The organism is Streptomyces kryoterrae, assembly GCF_054072135.1.
The window spans coordinates 9,335,806-9,358,096 of record NZ_CM133358.1; the positions used below are offsets into that span (position 1 = coordinate 9,335,806).

Genomic DNA, 22,291 nt, shown 5'->3' on the forward strand with positions numbered 1-22,291 from the left:
CCGACCTGTCCGACATGCCAACTCCGCCCACCGGGAGCTCCCTTGGCCACCGAAGACACCTCAGGCACCTCGGACGACGACACCGGGTTCGACCCGCTCTCCCGCCGCAGATTCCTCCAGGCCACCGCGACGGCCACCGCGCTCGCCACCGCCGGTACGCCGGTCGCGTCCGCCACGCCCCCTGCGGCGACCAGCCTCACCTTCACCGCCGCCACTGGCGGCTCCGCGACCCTCGACCCCTCCGGTGACCGGCTGATCGCCGAGGTCCAGAACGTGCTGTGGTCCGTGCCGCGCACCGGAGGAACCGCCGTCGCGCTGACCTCGCCCGGTCTCGAACCCACACGCCCGCAGTTCTCGCCCGACGGCAGCCGTCTCGTCGTATGCGCCTACCGAGGCGGAGGCTTCCACCTCTGGACGCTGCGTCCCGACGGCAGCGGGCTGCGGCAGCTCACCGACGGGCCGTGGGACGACCGAGGGCCCGCCTGGTCCCCGGACGGCACCCGGATCGTGTTCGCCTCCGAGCGCGGGGGCGACACCGTGACCGGCGCCCCGTACCGAGTCTGGATCGTGGACGTGCGTACCGGCGCGCCGACCCGGCTCACCGGGCGCCCCGGCCAGCAGGGTCCCGGTCAGGACACCGCCTGGGAGGACTTCGATCCCACGTGGTCGCCCGACGGTGAGCGGGTGCTGTTTGTGCGCGCGACCGTCCCCGTGCCGGGCACCCTGCGCGCGGCCACCATCGCGTCGGTGGCCGCCGACGGCTCGGGCCCGGTCACCACGGAGCACACCGACGGCTCCGGCGCCCAGCTCATGACCCCCGCCGTCTCGCCCGCCGGACGCCTCGTCCACCTCCGCACCACGGCCGCGCCGGCCGCCTCCTGCACCCTCGTCGTGGACGGCACGCCGGTCGCCGTCGAGGGCGACCTTCTCCCGGCGCCGCCCCGCTGGGCGGACGGTGAGCGGCTGCTGCTGAACATCGACGGCCACTTCCGCCTGGTCGACCCGGACGCGCCGGACGACGGCGAGGAGATCCCGTTCACGGCCACGCTGCCCGTGCACCGGCCCGACTACCGCACCAAGGCGTACGACTTCGAAGGTGCCGGCGTGCGTCCCGTCCGCGCCCTCCATCTGCCCACCCTCTCCCCGGACGGCCGCTCCGTCGCCTTCGCCGCGCTCAACGCGCTGTGGACCGTCGGCACCAAGGGTGGGCGTCCGCCCCGCAGGATTCTCCAAGTCCCCGCCACACGCTACGTGTTGGCGCCGACCTGGACCCCCGACGGCACAGCGCTGGTGTACGCCGACGACCGCGACGGCCTGTTCACCGTACGGCGCCGCGACCTCGGCTCCGGCGCGGAAACGGTGCTCGCGGAGGGCGGACGCGTCTTCCCCGCCCTCTCGCCCGACGGGACACGGCTGGCCTGCCTGGACATGTCGGGCAACCTCGTGGTGCGGGACCTGCCCGACGGCGCCGAACGGATCCTCGCCGCAGCGCTCGGCGCCGGCGGCCTGCCCGGCAGGCCCAGTTGGTCGCCCGACGGCCGGTACGTCGCCCTGTGCGACCGGAACCGTGTCAACCAGCGATTCCGTGAGGGCCACAACCTCATCCGGGTCGTCGACACCGCCACCGGCACCGCCGCCCTGCACGCCGTCGCCCCGCACACCTCGATCGCCGACCGCTACGCCTGTGGCCCCGTCTGGTCCCCGGACGGCCGCTGGATGGCGGTCGTCGTCGAGTCGGCGCTCTGGCTGCTGCCGGTCCGCGCCGACGGCACCCCGGACGGGGAGCCCCGCAGGCTCACCACCGAACCGGCCGATCATCCGTCCTGGTCCGCCGACGCCCGGACCATCCTCTACCTCTCGGCGGGCACCCCGCGCCTGATCGACATCACCGACGGCAGTACTCGTACCTTCCGCGTCCCGCTTGACTACCGCAGGCCCCGTCCGGCCGACACGGTCGTGCACGCGGGCCGCTTCTGGGACGGCACGGGGCCCGACGTCCGTGAGGACGTCGACGTCGTGGTCCGGGGCGGCCGGATCGCGGAGGTCGCCCCGCACCGGGCCGGCCGCCCGGCCGTGCGCCGGATCGACGCGAGCGAACGCACCGTGATCCCGGGCCTGTGGGACGCGCACACCCACCCCTGGCAGTCGACGTACGGCGGCCGTCAGACCGCGCTGCAGGTCGCGTACGGCATCACGACGGCCGTCTCCCTCGGCGGCTTCGCCTACGAGCAGGCCCGCATCCGGGAGGCGGTCGCCGCGGGCGCACTCGCCGGACCCCGGCTGCTGTCCACCGGCGAACTGCTCGACGGGGATCGCGTCGCCTACAGCATGGCCCGCGCCCATCGCACCCCCGAGGGCCTGCGCCGCTCGCTGGCGCGTGCGGAGGCGCTGGAGTGGGACTTCGTGAAGACGTACGTACGAGCCCCCGGCTGGGTGATGAAGGAGGCCGCCGACTTCGCCCACGACCGGCTCGGTGTACGCAGCGGCAGCCATCTGTGCAGCCCTGGCGTACAGCTGGCCCAGGATCTGACGACCCATCTGCAGGCCACCCAGCGACTGGAGTTCGGGCACGCGACCACGGCCACCGGGCGCGCCTACCAGGACGTGGAGGAGATCTACACCCGTACCGACTTCCACCTCGTCGCCACCCCGTTCACGGCGTTTCCGCTGCTCGGCGCCGACCCCGCGCTCGCGGACGACCCACGCGTCACCACACTCATGCCACCGTGGGACACCGCCCTCGTCCGGCAGCAGGCCGCGGTGCCGCCCACCGAGGCCCAACTGGCCACTCTGGACCGGGAATTGGCCGTCTACCTACGGATCCTCGGGGCGGGCGGCCTGGTCGCGCTCGGCACGGACCAGCCGCTCGTCCCGGTGGGCCTGCACCTGCACCTGGCCCTGCGCGCACTGCACCGCGCCGGCCTGTCACCGGCGGAGGCGCTGCGCACCGCCACCCTCCTGCCCGCACGGGTCTTCGGCGCCGACGCCGATCTGGGCACGCTGGAGGAGGGCAAGCTCGCCGACCTGACGGTCGTGGACGGCGACCCGTTCACCGACTTCGCCACCCTGATCCGCACCGTGACGGTCCTGCGCGGCGGCATCCCCTTCGAGCAGGCGGATCTGGTCGACGCCTTCGAGTCCACCTCCACGCGTGACCTCGACCCACGGCGGTCGGCCTCGGCCGAGGACTGGCTGGAGGTCAGCCGCCAGATGCGACGGGAGGGCTGCTGCTCCCCCGAGAGCGGGGGGTGACCGAGGCCGTCGGCCGTCCCTCGGCTGGGTAGTCTCAGGGCATGCGGATCTCCGTCTCCTCGGACATGGACGAACCCGTGGCTCGCGCGCTCCTCGGGCAACTGCGCGACCGCGGCCACGAAGTGGTGACGTACGGGGCGCTGAGCCCCGGCGACGATCCGCAGTGGGCCGCCTGCTCGGCGGCGGCGGCCCGCGAGGTCGCCGCCGGAAGCGCCGACCAGGCCGTCGTGTGCTGCTGGACCGGTACGGGCGCGGCCATCGCCGCGAACAAGGTGCCCGGTGTACGCGCGGCCCTGTGCACGGACGCCTACACGGCGGACGGCGCGCGCCGCTGGAACGACGCCAATGTGCTCGCGCTCAGCCTGCGTCTGACGTCGGAGCCGCTGCTCAAGGAGATCCTCGACGCCTGGTTCGCCGCCGAGGCGAGCGGGGACACCGCGGACCGGGAGAACGTGGCCCGGGTCGAACGACTGGACAACGGCAGAAGTGCCGAGTGAATCAAGGGAGTTGAGCGGGCCGGTACCGGGCGACGGTGCGCCGCTCAGACCGTGATGACCCTGAGTCCGGCCTCCTCGAACCGTCCCACCGTCTCCTCGTCCGCCGCCGTGTCCGTGACCAGTGTGTCCACGGCCTCCACCGCGCAGATCCGGGCGAACGCCCGCCGCCCCAGCTTGCTGGAGTCGGCGGCGACCACCACGCGCTCGGCGCGCTCACACAGCAGCCGGTTGATCGCGGCCTCCGCCTCGTCGTTCGCCGCCGCTCCGTGCCTGACGTCGAAGGCGACCACGCCCAGCACGGCCAGGTCGACCGTGATCTGGCCCAGCACCCCGTCGGCGAGCGGCCCGACGAGTTCGTACGACTGCGGGCGAGCGACCCCGCCCGTCACCACGATCTTGAACTGGGGTCGTACGGCGAGCTCATTGGCGACGTTCAGCGCGTTCGTGACGATCGTCAGCGCGGGCGACCCGGCGGTCAGATCGCCGCGTACGGCCAACGCGCGCGCCACCTCCGTCGTGGTCGTGCCACCCGTCAGGCCCACCGCCTCACCGGGGGTGACCAGGCCCGCGACCGCTCTCGCGATGCGCTGTTTCTCGGAGGCGCGGCGAGCGGTCTTGTAGCGGAGCGGCAGTTCGTAGGACACGCCGTGCACGACCGCGCCGCCCCTGGTGCGCACGAGCATCTGCTGCTCGGCGAGCTGGTCGAAGTCGCGGCGGATCGTCGCGGCCGACACCCCGAGCTCGGCCGCCGCCTCCTCGACCTCCAGCCGGTCCCGCTCGACGAGCAGCTCCAGCAGGGACTTCCAGCGGGCGTCCTGGGACATCCGGACTCTCCGTTCCTCGATCTTCGGCGACCTTAGCGCACCGAAAGTTCTCATCACTCCTTCATCTGAATGCTTGATTTTGCTCGAAAGCTAGCTATATCTTGCAGAAAAGAGCATCACATTGACTCTCTGGGGGAGGAGCAGGGCATGACCCATGTAGAGGACGAGCTGAACAGCCAGCCCGAGTGCTGGACCCGCGCCGCAACGGAGGCGGCCGGACACGCCGGTGCGCTGCCGGAGGCGGGGGAGCGGGTCGCGATCGTGGGCTGCGGCACCTCGTACTTCATGGCGCAGGCCGCCGCGGCCCTGCGGGAAGGCGCGGGCCAGGGCGAGACGGACGCCTTCGCCGCCTCCGAGTTCCCGTACGGCCGCCCGTACGACCGGGTGGTCGCCCTCACTCGCTCCGGCACCACCACCGAGGTGCTCGAACTGCTCGGACGACTGCGGGGCGCCGCGCCCGCGGGTGCGCGGACGCGGACGACCGCCATAACCGCCGACCCGCGAACTCCCGTACGGGAAGCTGCCGATGACCTCGTCGTCCTCGGCTACGCGGACGAACGGTCCGTCGTGCAGACGCGGTTCGCGACCACCGCCCTCACGCTTCTCCGCGCCCACCTGGGACTGCACGACGAGGGCGTGGTCGACGACTGCCGTACGGCACTGGCGACTCCGTTGCCCGAAGGGCTCGTCGAGTGCGCGCAGTTCACCTTCCTCGGCAAGGGCTGGACGGTGGGGCTCGCCAACGAGGCCGGACTGAAGATGCGTGAGGCGTCCCTGTCCTGGACCGAGGCGTACCCGGCGATGGAGTACCGGCACGGTCCCATCAGCGTCACCACCCGGGGTACGGCGACCTGGATGTTCGGCGAGGCACCGGAAGGGCTGGCCCAACAGGTGCGGGACACCGGGGCGTTGTGGGTGGCCGGGACTCTCGATCCGCTCGCCGAACTCGTGCGCGCGCAGCGCCTCGCGGTCGCGGTGGCGGCGGCGCGGGGCCTCGATCCGGACCGCCCGCGTCACCTCACCCGCTCGGTGATCCTCACGCCCTGAGGACCCGTCGACATCCAGTTCGCACGCAGTTGTTGACCGAAAGGAGTGACAGGTGCCGATCGTCACCACCGGCGAGCTCATCACCCGGGCCGCCACCGCGCGCTCGGCGGTCGCCGCGTTCAACGTCATCACCCTGGAGCATGTCGAGGCCGTCATCGCCGGTGCCGAGAAGGCGGGTTCACCCGTCGTCCTCCAGGTCAGCGAGAACGCCGTCAGATTCCGCTACGGACGGCTCCTCCCGCTGGCCCGTGCCGCAGTCTCGGCCGCCGAACGTGCCGCCGTACCCGTCGCGTTGCACCTGGACCACGTACAGAGCGACGACCTGCTGCGGCAGGCACCCGGCGCCGGGTTCAGCTCCGTGATGTACGACGCGGCCCGGCTGCCGTACGCCGAGAACCTCGCCGCGACGCGGGCCGCCGCCGACTGGGCGCATGCCCAAGGGCTCTGGATCGAGGCCGAGTTGGGACAGGTCGGCGGCAAAGACGGACGGGCCCCGCTGGACGCGCACGAACCCGGTGCCCGTACCGACCCCGCCGAGGCCCGTGCCTTCGTCACCGAGTCGGGGGTAGACGCCCTGGCCGTGGCGGTCGGCAGCTCGCACGCCATGACCACCCGTACGGCAGCCCTCGACCAGGACCTGCTGAAGCGGCTGTCCGCCACCCTGGACGTCCCGCTCGTCCTGCACGGCTCGTCGGGCGTACCGGACGACCAGCTCGTGGCCGCTGTCGCGGCCGGCATCACCAAGGTCAATGTCGGTACGGCCCTCAACATCGCCATGACCGGCGCCATCAGGGAGTTCCTTGACGCCCACCCCGAGGCGGTCGACTCGCGCAGGTACCTCAGCGTGGGCCGGGAGGCGATGGCCCGTGCGGTGACACAGATCATCGGCGTGCTGAGCTGACAGAGGGAAACGCTGGTAGTTTTTCACCATGCGTGAAACTGAGCTGTACCTCGGTGAGCCGCCCCATGTGGCGAACGCCGGCGTCGGCGTGCACGGCGTCGCGAGCCGCACCGACGTCTTCCGGCTGCCGGAGCTGTGGCAGCTGCACCTCTACCAGTACGAGGCCGAACTCACCGTCGACGGCACCGTGCACGCGGTCCGCCCGGGCCGGGTCAGCCTCGTACCACCCGGCAGCACGGTCCGCTACCGCTACCAGGGCCGCTCCGAGCACCTCTACGCGCACCTGCGCGTCCCGGCCGTCGGCCCGTCCCGCACGGTGCCCGTCGTCCAGGACGCCGGCCCCGAACTCCCCAACCTCACCGGTCTGTTGCTCGCGGCGATCGCCGCCGTGCCGCGCGCACCCGAGCACACCAGAGCCGAGATCTGGACCGCGCTGTGGCGCATCGCCCACCTCACCCCGGACACCGAACGCCCCGGTCCCGGCCCGCATCCGGCGGTCGGTGCCGCCATCGCGTACATCGAGGGCAGGCTGGCCGCCCCGCTCACCGTGCCCGCCGTCGCCCAGGCGGCGGGCGTCTCGCACAACCATCTGACCAGGCTGTTCAAGGCCGCGACCGGCGACACCGTGGTCGGCTACGTCCGCCGCCGCAGACTCGACCGCGCCCGCCACCTGCTGCGCGCCTCGACCCTCTCCATCCCCGCCGTGGCCGCCTCCGTGGGCATCCCCGACCTGCAGGCCTTCAACAAGGCCTGCCGCCGCGAACTCGGCGCGTCACCCCGCGCCCTCAGGGGAGAGACAGCCCCGACCATTCCGTGAAGTGGTCCAAATTCACTACTCGATTACCCGCCTACCCGACTACCTGGCCGACCACCCGACCACCTCACTGCTTCACGGCCTTCAGGACCACGAACTTGGCGTCGCTCGCGACGAGCCGGCTGTTGCCGAACAGCTTCCGCAGCTTGAGGTGATAGCCGAGATGCCGGTTGCCGATCACATACAGCTCACCGCCCGGCCGAAGCGCCCGCCGCGCGCCCGTGAACATCCGCCAGGCCGTGGCGTCCGACGTCGCCTGGTGGGTGTGGAACGGCGGATTGTTGAGCACGAGGTCGACGCTCTCGTCCGCGATCCCGGCCAGCCCGTCCCCGACCCGGAACTCGGCGCGCCCGTCCGGCAGCCCGTTGCCCCGGTACGTCTCCTCCGCCGAGGCCACCGCCTGGAACGACTCGTCGACGAACAGCAGCTCGGCCTCCGGCGCGGCCAGTGCCACCGCCGTACCGACCACACCGTTCCCGCAGCCCAGGTCCACCACCCGGGCGGCGCCCGACGGTTCCGGCAGATGCTGGAGGAAGAACCGGGTGCCGATGTCGAGGCGCTCGGCGCAGAAGACGCCCGCGTGGTTGACGACAGGGCGCCCCGACGCCGGGCCGATGCCGTCGGGCAGCTCATAGCGGTACGGCCAGGGACTGGCACCCCGGTCGGCCGACGGATCGACGGTGGCGTGGACGAGCCGGGCCTTCCTCTCCGCGAGGGAGGTCCGGGTGGGGCCGATGATCCGGTCGAACAGCTTCAGCGTCGAGGTGTGGATCTCCTTGACCATGCCGGCGCCGACGACGACCGTGCCCTCGTGCAGCGCGGGCGCCAGCCGCAGCAGCTGGTCCTCGAGCAGCGCCAGGCTCTTCGGAATCCGGACGAGCAGCACGTCGACCCGCTCGGGCGGCGGGTCCTGGGTGGTGAGCAGCCGTACGGAATCCTCGTCCGCGCCGGCTCGCCGCAGGTTCGCCCGCGTCGCCTCCTGGGCCAGGAACGAGTCGGTGATCTGCGTCGGCCGGTGCGCCGCGAGCGCCGTGGTGAGCGCGCCCCAGCGGTCGCCGACGACCACGACCGTGCCGGACAGATCGGTCCCGGACTCCGCGAGATGCCCGAGGAGGTAGTCGTCGGAGGCGTCCCAGGCGCGCATCCGCTCACGCGGGTCGGCGGGGAAACGGGTCAGGGTCAGCTCGGACCAGGGAGTCGCCATACGGTCGGTCATCGTGGTCCCACCCTACCGATCCGCAGCTCACGCCCCGTCGGCCCGGTCGGGCAGGATGGGAACCATGGACGGCGAGCTGTTTCCCAGAGCCCGTACGGAGATCGCGCCGGGCGCGGTGCACGTGCCGGACTGGCTGGACGCGGGGCGTCAGCGCGAGCTGCTGGACGCGTGCCGCGACTGGGCGCGCCCGCCCGCCGGTCTGCGCACGGTCCGGACGCCCGGCGGCGGCACGATGACCGCCCGGCAGGTCTGTCTCGGCCGCCACTGGTACCCGTACGGCTATGCGAGCACGGTCGTCGACGGCGACGGCTCGCCCGTGAAGCCGTTCCCCGAGTGGCTGGGCGAGCTGGGGAGGAAGGCGGCCACGGCAGCGGCGTACGACGGTGACGTCGACTACGACATCGCGCTGATCAACTTCTACGACGCCGACGCTCGCATGGGCATGCACCGCGACAGCGACGAGAAGTCGGACGCGCCCGTGGTGTCCCTGAGTCTCGGCGACACCTGCCTCTTCCGCTTCGGGAACACGGCGACGCGAACCCGGCCGTACACCGACGTCGAGCTGCGCAGCGGTGACCTTTTCGTGTTCGGCGGCGCGTCCCGGCTCGCGTACCACGGGGTACCGCGGGTGTACGAGGACACGGCGCCGCCCGAGTTGGGGCTGACCGGCCGGTTGAACATCACGCTTCGGGCCAGCGGTTTCTAGGCCGACGCCGCGGTCGGCGCCCGTACGGATCATGGGAGACTCGCCCTCATGAGCGGCAAGGGCGAGGGGACCACCTCAAGGACGCGGTTGGACCGGGGGCGCGGCGCACTCGGGCCCGCCCTGGAGCTCGTGCACACCGGGCGGGCGCCCACCCGGGCCGTGCTCACCGCCGAGCTGGGGGTCACCCGGGCGACGGCCGGTGCGGTCGCCGCCGAGCTGGAGGCGCTCGGGCTGATCAGCGTGGACGCGCGGCCCGGGGCGGCGGCCGGTTCACAGGGGCGCCCCTCGCACCGGCTCGACATCGCCGAGGACGGGCCGGTCGTGCTGGCCGCACAGGTGCACGCCGACGGGTTCCGGGCCGCGCTGGTCGGGCTCGGCGGGCGTATCGTCGCCACCGCGCCCGGCTGCGAGACGGTCGACGCCGACCCGGCGAAGGTGCTCGGCTCCGTCGTCGAGGCGGGCGCCGACCTGCTGCACGAAACCGGGCGCCGGTGCGCGGGCGCCGGTCTCGCCGTGCCGTCGGCCGTCGCCGAACCCGAGGGCCTGGCCCTGAACCCGCTGCACCTCGCCTGGCCGGCCGGCGCGGCGGTACGGGAGATCTTCGCCGAGCGGGTACGGGCGGCGGGCATCGCCGGACCGGCCTTCGCTGGCAACGACGTCAACCTCGCCGCGCTCGCCGAACACCGGCACGGCGCCGGACGCGGCGCCCGCGACCTGCTGTGCGTGGCCACCGGGCACCGGGGTGTCGGCGGCGCGCTGGTCCTCGACGGGCGTCTGCACACGGGCAGTTCGGGCCTCGCGCTCGAAGTCGGTCACCTCACCGTCAACCCCGAGGGGCGTCCCTGCCACTGCGGCGGCCGGGGCTGCCTGGACGTCGAGGCCGACCCGCTCGCCTTCCTCACGGTGGCGGGCCGCGACCCAGGCCCCGAGGTGTCCCTGCTCCAGCAGGCCAACGACCTGATCCGCGACCAGTACACCGACCCGGCGATCCGTACGGCCACCGAGACCCTCATCGACCGCCTTGGCCTGGGCCTGGCAGGTCTCGTGAACATCCTCAACCCGGACCGCGTCATCCTCGGTGGCCTGCATCGCACCCTCCTCGACGCCGACCCGGACCGCCTGCGCGCGGTGGTCGCCGACCGCAGCCTGTGGGGCCGCAGCGGCAGCGTCCCCATCCTCGCCTGCACACTGGACCACAACAGCCTGGTCGGAGCAGCCGAGTTGGCGTGGCAGCCGGTGCTGGACGATCCCCTCGGGGCACTGGCGTAGTCGCCGTCGGGGCCCGCCGCACGCACAGCCCGATCGAAACCGGGCCCGGCCCTGCGCCCTTGAACGGGACGGGCACGATCCCCGTCCCGCTGTCCAGGGCGACCAGCGTCAACAACGCTTCGTGACTGTCGGATTGGGCGGTCACGCGGCACACCTCACGTGGCCCCCGGCCCAACAGCCGGTGGCCGACTCCAGCCGTTGCCCGTACCGGGTGAGCGCCGCCGGGCTGACCCGGCAGTCGCCACCGGTCCCGCCGCCGCCCGTGGACATCCCCGTGGCCCGACACCCCCGGGAAGCAGCCGCAGGAGCCCCACGTACTCCCGGGGACGTACGCCCACTGCCGCCGGCCGTACGACGACCCGGACCCCCTCCCGGCGCGAACCTCGGGTCATCAACCGAAAACCCGACCCGGGAGATGACTCGACATGCAGACCCTCGCGAACTGGAACGGCGGCCCCGGCCCGTGGATCCTGTTCTTCCCGCTGATCTGGGCGGCCGTCGTGATCGGCGTCGTCACCGTCCTGCGCCGCACGGCCGGGCGCGGTCCCCGTGGCCCGTGGCGTGCCATGGACGGCCGCCACGACGCCCAGGACCGCCTCGCGGGCGACGCGCCCCTCGCCGTGCTGGGCCGGCGCTTCGCCTCCGGCGAGATCGACGAGGACGAGTACTGGCGGCGGCTCTCCGTCCTGGACGAGCAGTTCGGTGGCGCGGGCGGCCGTGCGGGCAAGGGCGGTGCGGTATGACCACCACCTCCACCACGACCCGTACGGCGGCCCGGGTCGTCGACGCGGTGAAGGTGTACGGGGGTGGCGACACCGTCGTACGGGCCCTCGACGGGGTGAGTGTCGGCTTTCCGGCCGGGCGGTTCACCGCGATCACGGGGCCGTCTGGCTCCGGCAAGTCCACCCTGATGCACTGCGTGGCAGGCCTGGACACCCTCACCTCCGGAGCAGCGTTCATCGGCGACACCGAACTGGGCGCGCTCGACGACCGCCGCCTCACGCTCCTGCGCCGCGACCGGATGGGCTTCCTGACCGCGAAGCCCGGTGAGGCGGCGAGCATCCAGGTGAGGGCAGGCCCCGGGTCGGTCAGCAGGAACTGGCCGACCGGCTGACGTCCGTGCTGCCCAAGGGAGTTGAGGCGATCACCGGTCAGGCTTCGGCCGAGGAGAACACCGAGATGATCTCCAGCCGGTTCCTGACCATCTTCACCCTCTTCCTCCTGGTCTTCTCGGGCGTGGCGATCCTGGTCGCGACCTTCTCCATCCACGACACCTTCGCGATCGTCGTCGCCCAACGCCCCCGCGAGAACGCCCGGTTGCGGGCGCTGGGGGCCTCCCGCCGACAGGTCACCGCGGCCACCCTCACCGAGGCGATCGCGGTCGCCGTGACGGCGTCGATCGCGGGCCTCGCGGGCGGCATCGGCATCGCCGCAGGCCTCCAGGCACTGTTCCCGGCCATCGGATTCCCTTTCCCCGAAGGCGACTTGGTGATCAGCCGGCTGTCCATGCTGCTGCCACTGGCGGTCGGCATCGCGGTCTGTCTGGGCTCCGTCCTGCTGCCCGCAGTCCGCGCCGGACGCACCGTACCGCTGGCCGCCCTCCGTGAGGCAGCCGTCGACCGGTCGGGCGCCTCGTCCGGGCGGTCACCGGCGTCGGCCTCTGCGCCCCCGCGCTCGCCATGACGCTGACCGGCGTCCTCATCTCACCGTCCTTGTGGCTGGCGGGACTTGGCGCCGTACTGGCCCTCGCGGCCTTCGTGGTCCTGGGCCCGGTGGCGTCGACGACGGTGGTACGGGTCCTCGGCGGCCCCCTCGACCGGCTGCGCGGAGTCACCGGCGGCCTCGCCCGGCGCAACGCCCTGCGCAGCCCGAAGCGGACCGCCGCCACGGCGAGCGCACTGATGATCGGCGTTGCCGTCGTCTCCCTGTTCACCGTGTTCGGCGCCTGGCTGAAGGCCACCATGAACCAGACCGTGTCGCGGTCCTTCGCGGGCGATGTGGCCGTGAGCACCCCGTCGTTCGGGGCGGGCGGCAGCGGCCTCAGCCCCGCCCTCGCGCCCGCGATCGCCCAGCGCCCCGAGGTGGCGGACGCGGTCGGGCTCGGCAGAGGAGTCGCCGAAGTCGACGGCAAGGGGAGGGCGACCGTCACCGGCCTCGTCACCCCCGGCAGGGTCTTCGACCTCGGCGACATCCGCGGCTCGCTTGACGACCTCGGCACCGACGGCATCGCCGTCACCGAGGCGGAGGCCGACCGACAGGGTCTGAAGGCCGGCGACACGACCCGGCTCACCTTCACCGACGGCCGGAAGGAGCACTTCACCGTCCGCGCGGTCTACGGCCGGCCGGAACTCGCCGGCGAGTACGTCATCACCCGCGCCGCCTGGGCCCCGCACCGCACCCAGGACTCCGACACGCTGGTCGCCGTCTCCTTCAAGGACGGCGTGAGCACGGACGCGGGCAAGGCCGTCGTGGAGCGGGTCGCCGCACGGTACGGCGACCCCGAGGTGCAGACCCGCGACGAGTACGCCCGGTCGTCGGCCGGAGGCATCGACATGATGCTGACCCTCGTCTACGCGCTGCTCGCCCTCGCGGTGCTCATCGCACTCCTCGGCATCGCCAACACGATGACCCTCGCGATCCATGAACGCACCCGCGAACTGGACCTGTTGAGGGCGGTCGGTCAGACCCGCGGCCAACTGCGCGCCATGGTCCGCTGGGAGTCGGTCCTCGTCGCCGCGTTCGGCACGGTGGGCGGGCTCGCCCTCGGCGGCTTTCTCGGCTGGGTGCTGGTGAGGGCCTCGGACGGCGCGAGCGACAGTGTGTTCACCTTCGCGCTGCCGCCCGCACAGCTCGTGATCGTGGCCCTGGTGGGCGTCGCGGCCGGCGCGCTCGCGGGTCTGCGCCCGGCCCGGCGGGCGGCACGTCTGGACGTACTGCGTGCCATCGCGACCGAGTGACGTACGGACGCGGGCGGGGGAGGGACACCGCTGGTCACCGCCCGGTCAGCCGCCAACGGCCGACCGGGCGGGAGCGTGTTCCGGCCTGCGCCGGAGTACCCCCGGCTTGTGTCCCTTGTCGTACGGCGGTTCGTCGTACCCGGGACCGTCGCACAGCTGCTCGTCGAACGGCCGGAGTGCGGGCGCCGCGGTCGCGGGCCTGGTCTCCGGGGTCGCCACCACCGGCGTGAGCGTCGGCAGGGTGAACCACACGACCTTGCCCGACTCGCCGTCCGGCCGCACTCCCCAGCTCTCGCTGACGGCGGCGACCATCGCGAGGCCGCGGCCACAGGTGGCGGTGGGATCCGCGTCCCGCAGCTCGGGAATGCGCGGGTCGTGGTCGTGCACCGAGACCGTGAGCCGGTCGAGCAGGACCTCGATGTCCACGGTGCACATCTTGTCGGGCTGCGCGTGCCGGTGGACGTTGGTGAGCAGTTCGGTCACACCGAGCGAGGCCCGGTCTATCAAGGGATCCAGATGCCAGTAGCGCAATTGTGCAGAGACGATTCTGCGGACCTGGCCGATCCGCGACGGCAGGGCTTGGAGCTCCACCGTGCATTGCCTGCTTGGGTGACTGATCACGGCTTGCGACTCCCCGAATTGAGGTCCGGAAGAAGACACGAGATCCGATCCAGCAGAGTGCCTGAGTGCATGGGCCGCCTGCTGTCGATGGCCGGCGGGCTGGTTCGCAGCGTTATCGCCGGTAAACCCAGAGTGATGTGTGACAAGCGTGGCTCAGGGGACGGAAACCCGCAACTCGCGGCACGGTTCTCCCGGCACGCCCGGTGTCACGCGAGGTACGGCCCCACCGTCCCCGCCCGGTTCAGTGCCCCGCCGCCCTGCGCACGGCCTCGATGAACCGGCGCGCCGCGGGTGGCCCGGGCCGGCCCGGCGCGGGGTCGTGTTCCCCCAGCGTCAGCTGGTAACGCTTGCCGTTGAGGTCCGCCAGTGCCCGGTCGTCGGCCGCGAACCAGGGCTTCGATGCGCGCACCGCCTGCACGGGAGCGCTGTCGATCTCGCTGCCGTAACTGGTGAGCAACTCCAGCCTGCCGCCGCTGATCCGGACCTGCCCGGCCCGGGTGAGGGAGCGCAGCCTCTTCCCGATCCGCACGCCCGTGGCCGTGAACTCCGGCTCCGCCATGATGCTCCGCCCCCTTGTCGGCTTCCGCCGAGATGCGTGGTGATCCCGTGGAACGTGATCCAGTGTGCGCCCCCGTGCCGAGCAGTCTGCCCGCCCCCGGCGTCGAGCACCAGTGCGTACGGCGCTCTCCGGCAACCGGTGGAAGCACTCACCGGGATGCGCCCCGGGCCCTTCCGGCCGCTGCCCGGCTGCCCCCGCCCCCTCACCCCAGGCCGGCCTTTGAGCCGCCCAAAGGGATGTTTATGCAGGTGAGGAGCGTGCGGAAGGTGTCTATGATCGGTTGTGTCCGGCCGCCGGAGAAGCCGCCGGTGCCGTGCAGCGCAAGGAGCCTGACGTGAGCAACCCCGACCCCACCGGGACCGCCGAAACCCCGGACACGCTCGACGTGGACCGAAGCGACGCCGACTACCGCGCCTGGCTCAAAGAGGCCGTCCGCAAGGTCCAGGCCGACGCCAACCGCTCGGCCGACACGCACCTGCTGCGCTTTCCGCTGCCCGAGGAGTGGGGTGTCGACCTGTACCTGAAGGACGAGTCGACCCACCCCACCGGAAGCCTCAAACACCGCCTCGCCCGCTCGCTCTTCCTCTACGGTCTGTGCAATGGCTGGATCCGCCCCGGCCGCCCGGTGATCGAGGCGTCCAGCGGCTCCACCGCCGTCTCGGAGGCGTACTTCGCGAAACTGATCGGGGTGCCCTTCATCGCGGTGATGCCCCGTACGACCAGCGCCGAGAAGTGCCGCCTCATCGAGTTCCACGGCGGTCGGTGCCACTTCGTGGACGACTCCCGGAAGATGTACGAGGCCTCGGCAGCCCTAGCCGCGGAGACGGGCGGCCACTACATGGACCAGTTCACCTACGCGGAACGGGCCACGGACTGGCGCGGAAACAACAACATCGCCGAATCCATCTTCCGGCAGCTGGAGTCGGAACGTTTTCCGGAGCCGGTATGGATCGTCGCCACGGCCGGCACCGGCGGCACCTCGGCGACGCTCGCCCGCTACGTGCACTACACGCAGCGCGACACCCGGATCTGTGTCGCCGATCCGGAGAACTCCTGCTTCTTCGAGGGCTGGACCACCGGCGATCCGGACGTCACCTGTGACTGCGGCTCCCGTATCGAGGGCATCGGCCGCCCCCGCATGGAACCCAGTTTCGTCCCCGGCGCGGTGGACCGCATGATGAAGGTCCCGGACGCGGCCAGCATCGCCGCGGTGAGAGCCCTGGACCGAGCCATCGGCCGCAAGGCGGGCGCCTCCACGGGCACAGGCCTGTGGAGCGCCCTCAAGATCGTCGCGGAGATGATCGCGGAGGGCCGGCGGGGCAGCGTCGTCACCCTTCTGTGCGACCACGGCAACCGCTACCTGGACAAGTACTACTCGGACGCATGGCTGGCCGAGCAGGGTTTGGACATCGCCCCATACCTGAGCGCCATCGAGGCTCTGCTGGAATCGGGCGTGTGGACCGGCTCCCCCAGGGGCGCGGGGCGGTGACATGTGCGGCTCCACCGCGTGGGCGACAAGCCACAGCGGACCCGCACCCGTGAACGCACCTGCCGACGCGCCCTCTCAGGCAGCCTCACCGGCGACGACCAGCCGCCGCAGATGCTCCGAAACCTCACTCCGAGCCTCAGGCACCAGTCCCGAGTCCGTCACCAACGTATCCACCTGCTCCAACGCCGCGAACGAACTGAGCCCCACCGTCCCCCACTTGGTGTGGTCGGCAACCACCACGACCCGCCGAGCGGACTGCACGAGCCGCCGATTCGTCTCCGCCTCCGCGAGGTTCGGCGTGGACAGCCCCGCCTCGACCGATATCCCGTGCACACCCAGGAACAGCACGTCGAAGTGGAGCGACGCGATGGCCTGGTCGGCCACCGGCCCCACCAGCGAGTCGGACGGCGTCCGCACCCCACCGGTCAGCACCACCGTCGCCGCCCCCTGCCGCTGCCCCGACACGCGCTGCGCGGTGTGGAAGACATCGGCCACGCGCACCGAGTTGGTCACCACGGTCAGATCCGGCACGTCCAGCAGCTGATGCGCCAGCGCGTACGTCGTCGTACCACCCGACAGGGCGATCGCCGAGCCCGGCGCGACCAGCTCCGCCGCGGCCCGGGCGATGTCCTCCTTGGCCGTCAGTTCCATGCCGGACTTCGCCTCGAACCCCGGCTCGTGGGTGCTTGCCTCGACCACCGGCACCGCACCGCCGTGCACCTTCTCCAGGACGCCCTGGCGGGCCAGCGCGTCGAGGTCACGGCGGACCGTCATGTCGGACACGCCGAGCTTGCGGGTCAGTTCGTTGACGCGCACGCCCCCACGGCGTCGTACCTCGTCCAGGATCAGGGCGCGGCGCTGCTCCGCGAGGAGGTTCTGGTTGTCATTCACGACCGCTCCACGTCCTTCCGGGGTTCTTTCGGGCCTGTCGGTCCACTCGCCCCCACCATCTCCGACACGTCCCGCACACCCGCTGCGAACCTGCTGCGAACCCGCTCCGACAAGGACTTTCCTCCTGCTAGCGGCCCGGCGGACGTCCCATACTCGCATGGGCCGGTACTCGTCGCGCCACTGCCCGTCACGACGCGAACATGTCACTCTGGCAACACCGGCTCCCCGTTCGTCACACGGATCAGGGAGATTCCGTGCCGACAGGTGTACGGAGCCCACCGGGCGGAGATCCTCCAGTCCCGCGCGGCATCGCCGCGGACAGGGCGCGGGCCGCCCGTGTGGCACGGGGGAAGCACGAACAACGGGGGAAGGGCGAACAGTGGAGCGTGCACAGGAAGGGGCCTCGACGACCGGGGTGAACGGCGCGGCCGAGCCGCGCGGAGGGGCCGAGCGGACCGGGGCGGGGACGACCACCGGCATCGCCCTGGAATTACTGGTCCACGGCGTGGGCGGTGCCACGCCCGAGAAGATGCTCAACGATCCGCGGACCGTCCGCATCACCGGCGACGAAACGGCCGCCGTCTTCCGGCGCGCGGACGACGCCGGGGCGGAGGACGGGCCGGCCGACCCGCACGGCGCACCGGTCCGCGAGGCGTACGTCTGGTGCAACCTGACCTCCGGCAACGGCACACGCGCCCTGTGGCTGTTGCTGCTGCCTTTCATGGTGGTCAACCTCGCCCACTGGATGCGCCCGACCGCCCGCAACCGGCAGGGCACGGTCCGTCTCTACGGCCTCCTGGTGCGCCTCGCCGGTCTGAGCCTCACCGTGCTCCTGGTCGCCGCCGCCTGCGAGGTGGCCCTTGATCTCACGGCCTGGCAGTGCGCGGGCACGCGTGCGTGCGCCGAGGCGCACTCCTGGCTCGGTTTCCTCTCCCCGACCGAGTCGGGCGGCGGCTGGTGGAGCGCGCCGGGCCGCCGCCTGGCCCTGGCCGCCGTGGTGCCCGCCGCGCTCACCGGCCTGCTGTGGTTCCTGTCGCGCCGCACCTGGAGCGCGTACGAGTCCCAGCGGCCGATGGCCCGCGCCTCCGAGCCCGCCGACGAGAACATCCGTACCGCGCTGGGGCGGCCCGGGTTCTGGTACGGACGGCGGCTGGTCGCCCGGCTGCGCGCCGCGCACACCGCGGCCGGCCTGCTGACGGTCGCCGCCGCCCTGGGCTCCACCGCCGCCCGTCACGACCGCGAGCCCGGCGGCCCGGCGGCCCTGGCGACCCTGGCCGGGCTCCTGTACATGGCGCTGGTCGCCGGGGCCGTCGCCGTGGTGTGGGTGGTGTGCCGCAGAGGACGCAGCGAGAGACGCCTGGACCAGGAACTCGACGCCCGGCTCGTCCGCCTCCTCCCGGGCGGCGCGCTGGCCCTGCTGCTCCTGACGGCCGTGTACGCCGGCTGGTCGCGCCCCGGGTGGCGGTCGGCGGGGCGGCTGCCCGGCGACACGACCTTCGGCGCCCTCACCCTGCTCCAGGGCATCGTCGTCATCGTCCTGGCCCTCGTCGCCCACCTGCTCTACAGCGCCCACCCCGACCCGCGGTCCGCCATGCGCGGCCTCGGCGGACCCGCCGTCACGACGCTCGCCTGCGCGCTGGGCGGCGTGATGTCCGGCGGCGTGTCCCAGCGCGTCGCCGACTGGCTGGACGGCACCGGCGGCACCATCGCGGGCCCGCCCGTCCTGCTGACCTGGCAGGCATCCGTGATCCCGGCCGTCCTCCTGGTCGTCCTGGGCCTCGTCGGCTGGCTTGCCCGGCGCACCCTGCAACTGCGCCGGACCGAGCTGGACGCCGTGGAGCAGGACTACGACGACGGTTCCGGGGAGCCCATGGACGTCACCCGCACCCGCCGGATCGCCGGCATGCGCGCGATGGCCGCGCTCACCGACCGGGCTCCCCGCATCGTCGGCATCACCTCCACGGTGACGCTGTTCCTGGGCGCCGCCGCACTGGTCGGCGCCCGGACCACGGACGACACGCCGGGAGAGGCCTCGCACGGCGCGTACGGGGTCGTCCAGGGCGCCGCCGAGACCGCCCAGGCCCTCGGGTCCTGGCTGATCGGATTCGGTTTCCTGCTGTTCGTCACCTGGGGGCGGCGCGCCTACAAGGACCCGGCGGCGCGGCGCACCATCGGCATCCTGTGGGACGTCGGCACCTTCTGGCCGCGCGCCTCCCACCCCTTCGCACCGCCCTGCTACGCCGAGCGCGCCGTGCCCGACCTGACCTGGCGGATGGCTACCTGGACCGAGGCCACCGGCGGGCGCCTGGTCATCTCCGGGCACTCCCAGGGCAGCGTCCTCGCGGCAGCCGCCGCCTGGCAGCTGAAACCCGCCGTGCGGGCGCGCGTCGCTCTGCTGACGTACGGCTCACCGCTGGAGCGCCTGTACGGACGCTGGTTCCCGGCCCACTTCGGGCCGGCCGCGCTCACCTCGCTGCATCACGACGTGGCCTGCTGGCGCAACCTGTACCGGCTCACCGACCCCATCGGCGGCCCCGTACACCTGCCCGGCGACTGCGGCCCCGAGGTGGACCGCGCGCCGCTCAGGGACCCGCTCTCCTACGGCCGCAACAAGGAGCATCCGCTGCCCTCGCCGATCCTCGGCCACTCCGACTACCAGGCCGACCCCGCATTCGCCGAGGAGCGCGAAGAGCTGCTCGGGCGGCTGCTGCCCCGCGAGTCGCTGCCCGGGCCGCGGCCCGAGGGCGGGGCTCAGGGCAGTTCCGGCAGGTCCTCCGGGTAGAGCAGGGTCAGGTCGTCCGTGCTCGGCTCGACGTGCTGGGCGACCCGGCCCGCGTGCCGCTCGACCATCGCCTCGAACGTCTGCCGTGACGTGCGGCCGTTGCCGAACGTGGCCCCCTTGGGGATCTCCTCGAAGTACTTCAGCAGGGCGTCGGAGGCGCCCGGGCCGAGCCGGTACTCGTGCTCCTCCGCCTGCTGTTCCACGATCCGCAGCAGTTCCTCGGGGCCGTAGTCACCGAAGGTGATGGTCCGCGAGAAACGGGACGCGACACCGGGGTTGACCGACAGGAAGCGCTCCATCTCGGCCGTGTAGCCCGCGACGATCACCACCACCGCCTCCCGGTGGTCCTCCATCAGCTTCACCAGCGTGTCGATGGCCTCCTTGCCGAAGTCACGGCCGGAGTCCTCCGGGGACAGCGCGTACGCCTCGTCGATGAACAGCACCCCGCCGCGCGCCCGGTCGAAGGCCTCCTGGGTGCGGATCGCCGTCGAACCGATGTGCTCGCCGACCAGGTCCACCCGGGACACCTCGACGAGATGGCCCTTCTCCAGGACGCCGAGCGCGGCCAGGATCTCGCCGTAGAGCCGGGCGACCGTCGTCTTGCCGGTACCGGGGGAGCCCGTGAAGACCAGATGGCGTCGGGCGGAGGCCGCCTTGAGGCCCGCCTGCTGCCGGCGTCGGCCGACCTCGATCATGTCGGTGAGGGCCCGCACCTCGCGCTTGACGCTCTCCAGGCCCACCAGCGCGTCGAGTTCGCCGAGGACGTCCTTGGGGGACCGCGCGGCCACCTCCGACTCCGGGCCGGTGACCACCGGCTCCGGCTCGGCGGTGCGCCGGCCCGGGATGGAGCCCAGCAGCCCCGACGACTGAGCCACCGCCGCTTGGACCGCCGTCTCCGGCGGCGAGGGGGTCCGCAGTGCCGCGCTCTCGTCGCTGGTGCAGTCCTCGACGAGCGGCCCGCCACCGGAGGCCGCGCCGGACCCGCCGTCGGCGAACTCGTAACCACCGCGCGCGCACCGCTCCGTACGGCACTTCGTGAGCGTCGAACGGCAGCCGTCTATCACATGGAAGCCGTAGCCCTCACTGCCCGTCACCCGGCACTGCAGGAAGCTGCCCCGGCCGCCCGCCGACACATAGAAGCCCGCCTCGGCGGGGGAGTCGACCGTGCAGCGCTCGATGGTGGGATCGGCGCCCTTGGTGACGATCACGCCCGTCTGGGTGCCGACCACGGTGCAGCCGTTGAGCGTGCCGCCGCTGCCGTGGTCGCGGAACCAGGCGCCCGTCGCCGCGTCCCGGATCCGGCAGTCGTCGAGCTGCGCCGTCGCGCCGTCACTGACCGACACGGCCGTGTTGCGGACCTGGGAGAGGTCGCTGTCGATGACGTCCGCGCGGGAGCCCCGGTCGAGCACGAACAGGGCGTCCGGCACGTCGTGCACCCGGCAGGACTCGAGAACCGCCGTGGCGCCGTCGCTGATCCACACCGCCGGATAGTCGCCGGTGCTGTCGAAGATCTCGCACTGGTTGGCGTCCACGCGCGTGCCCGGGTCCCACACCGACAGCCCGTTGCGCCCGAACTGACGCACCGTCGTGCGGGTCAGGGTGAGGACCGAGCGGGAGCGCAGGTCGACCGCGTTCTCCGGGATGTCGTGGATGCGGCAGTCGGCGAGTGTCAGCACGGCGTCGGTGTCGAGCGTCACGCCGTCCGCCGACGTGCGGTGCACATCGCAGTCGGTGAGGTGGGCGGTGGCCCGGCCGGTGATCTGGACGCCGCTGCCCTTGACCTCGTAGATCTCACAACCGACCGCTTCCAGCGCCGAGTTCTCGCCCGAGACGGACAGGCCGACGCCCGAGGCGTGGTGCACCCGGCAGCGCTCCAGACGCGGATGGCCGCCGTCGCGCACGGTCACACCCGCCTGGCCGGCCGCGACGACCTCGCACTCCTCGAAGACCCCGCCCGCGTCGTCCAGTACGGCGATGCCGGCGCCCGCCGGGTTGTCGATCGTGCAGCGCCGTACCGTCGGTCGGGCGCCGCCGCGCACCTCGATGCCCGCGGCGGAGCGCGTGACGATCCGCAGGTCCAGCAGCTCCGGTGTGCCCTCCTCGACGAGCACCGCCGCCGCCGTCGAGTCCTGGCCCTCCACATGCAGGTCCTGGACCACCGCCGAGGCGCGCACGGTGAGCGGCACGCCGTCCACGGGCGCGATGCGCACCGAGCCCGGGGAGCCCTCCGGGCCGCGCAGCGTCACCGCCCGCTCGACGACGAGGTTCTCCCGGTAGGTGCCGGGCGCGACGATGAGGACGTCACCGTCCGCCGCGGCCTCCAGGGCCGCGGCGAGCGACGTGTACTCACCCGTGCGGCGCCGCCACCTCGATGTACCGGTGTGCGTCACCTGGACCGTGCCCTGTGCCATGGCGCTGCTGTGCCCCCACCTCGTGGAACGCGGGATGTAGCGGAAGGTGCCGCAC

Annotated in this window: 16 protein-coding genes and 1 pseudogene; 11 read left to right on the plus strand and 6 right to left on the minus strand. The window is 72.5% G+C overall.

All coding sequences use genetic code 11. The annotated features are described in order from the left end of the window. Positions 1-42 precede the first annotated feature (42 nt). The gene (locus ACW4TU_RS41710; protein WP_457422179.1) at positions 43-3,252 is read left to right on the plus strand and encodes an amidohydrolase family protein; all 3,210 of its coding nucleotides are present in this window, start codon (positions 43-45) and stop codon (positions 3,250-3,252) included. Between the two features lie 41 nt (positions 3,253-3,293). Beyond that, positions 3,294-3,749 (plus strand): RpiB/LacA/LacB family sugar-phosphate isomerase, encoded by a 456-nt coding sequence (locus ACW4TU_RS41715; protein WP_457422181.1) that lies wholly within the window; start codon positions 3,294-3,296, stop codon positions 3,747-3,749. A gap of 44 nt (positions 3,750-3,793) precedes the next feature. On the opposite strand, the gene ACW4TU_RS41720 is transcribed toward ACW4TU_RS41715, so the two are convergent. After that, complete coding sequence (locus tag ACW4TU_RS41720; protein ID WP_457422183.1) at positions 3,794-4,573, minus strand: DeoR/GlpR family DNA-binding transcription regulator; 780 nt, start codon at positions 4,571-4,573, stop codon at positions 3,794-3,796. A gap of 147 nt (positions 4,574-4,720) precedes the next feature. Here ACW4TU_RS41720 and ACW4TU_RS41725 point away from each other — a divergent pair, with 147 nt between their 5' ends. From ACW4TU_RS41725 to ACW4TU_RS41735, 3 genes are read left to right on the plus strand one after another with little or no spacing between them, the layout of a single operon-like run. Continuing rightward, complete coding sequence (locus ACW4TU_RS41725; RefSeq protein ID WP_457422185.1) at positions 4,721-5,620, plus strand: SIS domain-containing protein; 900 nt, start codon at positions 4,721-4,723, stop codon at positions 5,618-5,620. Positions 5,621-5,672: 52 nt separating this feature from the next. Further along, positions 5,673-6,521, plus strand: coding sequence for a class II fructose-bisphosphate aldolase (locus tag ACW4TU_RS41730; RefSeq protein WP_457422187.1), 849 nt, complete (start codon positions 5,673-5,675; stop codon positions 6,519-6,521). Between the two features lie 28 nt (positions 6,522-6,549). Continuing rightward, the gene (locus ACW4TU_RS41735; protein ID WP_457422189.1) at positions 6,550-7,338 is read left to right on the plus strand and encodes a helix-turn-helix domain-containing protein; all 789 of its coding nucleotides are present in this window, start codon (positions 6,550-6,552) and stop codon (positions 7,336-7,338) included. Between the two features lie 64 nt (positions 7,339-7,402). Here ACW4TU_RS41735 and ACW4TU_RS41740 read toward each other — a convergent pair whose 3' ends face one another. After that, complete coding sequence (locus ACW4TU_RS41740) at positions 7,403-8,539, minus strand: methyltransferase (RefSeq protein ID WP_457430573.1); 1,137 nt, start codon at positions 8,537-8,539, stop codon at positions 7,403-7,405. Between the two features lie 76 nt (positions 8,540-8,615). Between ACW4TU_RS41740 and ACW4TU_RS41745 the strand changes: the two genes are divergently transcribed. From ACW4TU_RS41745 to ACW4TU_RS41760, 4 genes and pseudogenes are all read left to right on the plus strand, one after another. Continuing rightward, a complete protein-coding gene (locus ACW4TU_RS41745; protein ID WP_457422191.1) occupies positions 8,616-9,257 on the plus strand; it encodes an alpha-ketoglutarate-dependent dioxygenase AlkB family protein in 642 nt (213 codons plus the stop codon). A gap of 48 nt (positions 9,258-9,305) precedes the next feature. Continuing rightward, positions 9,306-10,526, plus strand: a complete 1,221-nt coding sequence (locus ACW4TU_RS41750) for an ROK family protein (protein WP_457422193.1) — start codon at positions 9,306-9,308, stop codon at positions 10,524-10,526. Between the two features lie 425 nt (positions 10,527-10,951). After that, positions 10,952-11,269, plus strand: coding sequence for an SHOCT domain-containing protein (locus ACW4TU_RS41755; RefSeq protein WP_457422195.1), 318 nt, complete (start codon positions 10,952-10,954; stop codon positions 11,267-11,269). A gap of 65 nt (positions 11,270-11,334) precedes the next feature. Further along, positions 11,335-13,483 (plus strand): annotated as a pseudogene (locus ACW4TU_RS41760) (ABC transporter permease); the annotation flags it as partial. Between the two features lie 45 nt (positions 13,484-13,528). On the opposite strand, the gene ACW4TU_RS41765 reads toward ACW4TU_RS41760, so the two are convergent. Both ACW4TU_RS41765 and ACW4TU_RS41770 read right to left on the minus strand, forming a co-directional pair. Further along, entirely contained in the window at positions 13,529-14,104 is a 576-nt protein-coding gene (locus ACW4TU_RS41765) for an ATP-binding protein (RefSeq protein ID WP_457422197.1), read from the minus strand. Positions 14,105-14,345: 241 nt separating this feature from the next. Further along, complete coding sequence (locus tag ACW4TU_RS41770; protein ID WP_457422199.1) at positions 14,346-14,663, minus strand: hypothetical protein; 318 nt, start codon at positions 14,661-14,663, stop codon at positions 14,346-14,348. Between the two features lie 334 nt (positions 14,664-14,997). On the opposite strand from ACW4TU_RS41770, the gene ACW4TU_RS41775 reads away from it, so the two are divergent. Next, complete coding sequence (locus ACW4TU_RS41775; RefSeq protein ID WP_457422200.1) at positions 14,998-16,152, plus strand: PLP-dependent cysteine synthase family protein; 1,155 nt, start codon at positions 14,998-15,000, stop codon at positions 16,150-16,152. Positions 16,153-16,227: 75 nt separating this feature from the next. On the opposite strand, the gene ACW4TU_RS41780 is transcribed toward ACW4TU_RS41775, so the two are convergent. After that, on the minus strand, positions 16,228-17,043 hold the full coding sequence (locus ACW4TU_RS41780) for a DeoR/GlpR family DNA-binding transcription regulator (protein ID WP_457422202.1): 816 nt from the start codon (positions 17,041-17,043) through the stop codon (positions 16,228-16,230). Positions 17,044-17,422: 379 nt separating this feature from the next. On the opposite strand from ACW4TU_RS41780, the gene ACW4TU_RS41785 reads away from it, so the two are divergent. After that, positions 17,423-19,825, plus strand: coding sequence for a hypothetical protein (locus ACW4TU_RS41785; protein WP_457422204.1), 2,403 nt, complete (start codon positions 17,423-17,425; stop codon positions 19,823-19,825). Here the strand turns inward: ACW4TU_RS41785 and ACW4TU_RS41790 are convergent. Next, entirely contained in the window at positions 19,795-22,236 is a 2,442-nt protein-coding gene (locus tag ACW4TU_RS41790) for a right-handed parallel beta-helix repeat-containing protein (RefSeq protein WP_457422206.1), read from the minus strand. The two genes, ACW4TU_RS41785 and ACW4TU_RS41790, sit on opposite strands and share 31 nt — an antisense overlap. Positions 22,237-22,291 lie beyond the last annotated feature (55 nt).